This window comes from Leisingera sp. F5 (assembly GCF_001593695.1).
The window spans coordinates 1-2,866 of sequence record NZ_LUKH01000323.1 but is presented as its reverse complement, the minus strand read 5'-3'; the positions used below and the strand labels follow the sequence as shown (position 1 = coordinate 2,866).

Annotated in this window: 2 protein-coding genes; both read left to right on the top strand. The window is 62.2% G+C overall.

What is annotated here, in order from left to right; translation table 11 throughout:
* Positions 1–2,129, top strand: a 2,129-nt coding sequence (locus A2I95_RS29605) for an NADP-dependent malic enzyme (protein ID WP_291735634.1), incomplete at its 5' end; no start/stop codon positions are given.
* Positions 2,130–2,190: 61 nt separating this feature from the next.
* On the top strand, positions 2,191–2,592 hold the full coding sequence (locus A2I95_RS29600; RefSeq protein WP_027259336.1) for a GFA family protein: 402 nt from the start codon (positions 2,191–2,193) through the stop codon (positions 2,590–2,592).
* Positions 2,593–2,866: the final 274 nt, after the last annotated feature.

The following is a 2,866-nucleotide window of genomic DNA, read 5'->3' as shown; positions in this document are numbered from 1 at the left end:
GCACCGAGATCAAAGCGGACGCCGCCAATGCCGCGCGCTATACCTCGCGCGGCAATCTGGTAGCGGTTGTGACAAACGGCTCGGCAGTGCTGGGGCTGGGCAATATCGGCGCGCTGGCCTCGAAACCGGTGATGGAGGGCAAGGCGGTCCTGTTCAAGAATTTCGCGGGCATCGACTGTTTTGACATCGAGGTGAACGAAAGCGATCCGGAAAAGCTGGCAGATATCGTCTGCTCGCTGGAGCCGACGTTCGGCGCCATCAACCTGGAGGACATCAAGGCACCGGATTGTTTTGTGGTGGAGAAGCTGTGCCGCGAACGGATGAACATTCCGGTATTTCATGACGACCAGCACGGCACGGCAATTGTGGTCGGTGCAGCCGCCACGAACGCCTTGCATGTGGCGGGAAAGTCGTTTGAGGAGATCAAGATCGTCTCTACCGGCGGCGGTGCGGCGGGGATTGCCTGCCTCAACATGCTGGTGAAACTGGGAGTGAAGCGCGAGAATATCTGGCTCTGCGACATTCACGGTTTGGTCTATGAGGGCCGCGAAGAAGACATGAACCCGCAGAAGGCGGCCTTTGCCCAGGCTTCGGATAAACGCACGCTGGATGAGGTGATGGACGAGGCGGATCTGTTCCTCGGCCTCTCCGGCCCGAACGTCCTGAAGCCCGAAATGGTGGCAAAAATGGCAGACCGCCCGATCATCTTTGCGCTGGCAAACCCGACACCCGAGATCATGCCAGAGGCCGCGCGCAAGGTGGCGCCCGAGGCGATCATCGCCACGGGCCGCAGCGATTTTCCCAACCAGGTCAACAACGTGCTGTGCTTTCCCTTCATCTTCCGCGGCGCGCTGGATGTGGGGGCAACCGAGATCAATGACCAGATGCAGATCGCCTGCGTTGAAGGTATTGCCGAACTGGCCCGCGCCACAACCAGTGCCGAAGCCGCGGCAGCCTACAAAGGGGAGCAGCTGAATTTCGGCGCCGATTACCTGATCCCCAAACCGTTCGACCCGCGCCTGGTGGCCGTGGTGTCCTCTGCCGTTGCCAAGGCGGCGATGGACAGCGGCGTGGCGACCCGGCCGATTGAGGACATCGAGGCCTATAAGCAGAAACTGAACCAGACGGTGTTCAAATCTGCCCTGCTGATGCGCCCGGTGTTTGAGGCCGCCCGCGCCGCGTCCCGCCGGATCGTGTTCAGCGAGGGCGAGGATGAGCGGGTGCTGCGTGCCGCCCAGGCGATCCTGGAGGAAACCACCGAGACCCCGATCCTGATTGGCCGTCCGGAAGTGATCGAGCGCCGCTGTGAGCGGCTGGGGCTGGACGTGCGGCCGGGGCGCGATTTTCAGCTGGTGAACCCGGAGAACGACCCCCGCTACTACGATTACTGGAACAGCTATCACAAGGTCATGCAGCGCCGCGGTGTGACCCCTGACCTGGCCAAGGCGATCATGCGCACCAACACCACCGCAATTGGCGCCATCATGGTCCACCGGGGCGAAGCCGACAGCCTGATCTGCGGCACATTTGGCGAATACCGCTGGCACATGAACTATGTCGAGCAGGTTCTGGGCGGCAACAGCTATTCGCCGCACGGGGCGCTGTCGCTGATGATCCTGGAGGACGGGCCGCTGTTCATCGCCGACACCCATGTGCGGATCGAGCCGACGCCCGAGCAGATCGCAGAAACCGTCATCGGCGCGGCCCGCCATGTGCGCCGCTTCGGCCTGGATCCGAAGATTGCGCTGTGCTCGCAATCGCAATTCGGCAATATCGCCTGCGATACCGGCAGCCGGCTGCGCGCCGCGCTGGAGATCCTTGACGAGAAACGCCGGGATTTTGCCTATGAGGGCGAAATGAACATCGACTGCGCGCTGGATCCTGAGCTGCGCGAACGAATCTTCCCGAATTCGCGCCTGGAGGGCGCGGCCAATGTGCTGATCTTCGCCCATGCCGATGCCGCCTCGGGGGTGCGCAATATCCTGAAGATGCGGGCGGGAGGTCTGGAGGTTGGTCCGATCCTGATGGGGATGGGCAACCGCGCCCATATCGTTTCCCCTTCGATCACCGCACGCGGGCTTTTGAACATGGCCGCCATTGCCGGCACCCCGGTGGCGCACTACGGTTAATCCTGCGGCTGGGAATTTCCGCTGGCCGCCCATCCGGGGAGGCCAGCAAAGGGGATCAGCCATGAAAGGGCATTGCCACTGCGGCGCCGTGCATTGGGAGAGCCAGGCCGAGGCGGCTTGGAGCTGCTACTGCCACTGCGCCGATTGCCGCCGCAATTGCGCAGCACCTGTCACCGCATTTTTCGGACTGCCGCATGAGGCGGTCGCGTGGTCCGGTTCAAAGCCGCAAATCTACAATTCCTCTGACGGTGTCGAGCGGCTGTTCTGCGGTGCCTGCGGCACCCAGATGGCCTATCGCACCGCACGGGATGCAGTGAACATCCATATGTACACGGCAACTCTGGAATGCCCTGGGGATGTGCCCCCCAAGTTCCATGTCTTCCACTCCGACCATGTGAGCTGGCTGGAGCTGAAAGACAAGCTGCCCCGCTACAGCCGGGGCAGTGAACAAGATGCGCGGTAGCTAGACGGGGTTAGTGGGCGGACATCAATATTTCCCGCTCCGCTAGGAGATCACGGGATTTCCTAGCGGCTTCCATGCAGGGAACCGGCGTGCGCTTAGCGGGCGTAACCGATGGTTTGCAGGGCATCCTTGATTTCGTCCAGGACAGCCGGATCGTCAATCGTGGCAGGCATCTTCCACGGGGTGCCATCCGCGATGTTCACCATAGTGCCGCGCAGGATCTTGCCGGAACGGGTCTTGGGCAGCCGGTCGACCACCGCCGCCAGTTTAAATG